The following is a 271-nucleotide window of genomic DNA, read 5'->3' as shown; positions in this document are numbered from 1 at the left end:
CGCCAACCGACCAGCGATTCCGGCTGCACTATCCCGGTGATTCGCTTAATGAGCCAGCACCGGCGGTGCACCAGCCCTATCGGATTACGACCGACGACGGGCGCGTAATCGAAGGCACCAGCGATGCGAATGGCTTGACCGATCTGGTTAAGGACGACTCGATGCGTATTCTGAAGATCGACATCTTGAGGCCGGATCTTTGAGGCCGGCGAGGCAAAAAACATGAGCGACACAGGAAAGGAACACGGCGTCATTGGATCTGCAAACGCAG

The 271-nt window shown here is 57.2% G+C and carries 1 protein-coding gene; it reads left to right on the top strand.

Annotation, left to right across the window (positions count from 1 at the left end; translation table 11 throughout):
• A partial coding sequence (locus SB753_RS37445) for a hypothetical protein (RefSeq protein ID WP_410805201.1) occupies window positions 1–203 on the top strand: 203 nt, incomplete at its 5' end.
• Window positions 204–271 lie beyond the last annotated feature (68 nt).

The organism is Paraburkholderia sp. SIMBA_053 (assembly GCF_046534895.1).
Classification (GTDB): domain Bacteria; phylum Pseudomonadota; class Gammaproteobacteria; order Burkholderiales; family Burkholderiaceae; genus Paraburkholderia; species Paraburkholderia caledonica.
Note: the sequence above shows the minus strand (reverse complement) of the source record. Positions and strands in the feature narration are given on the sequence as shown.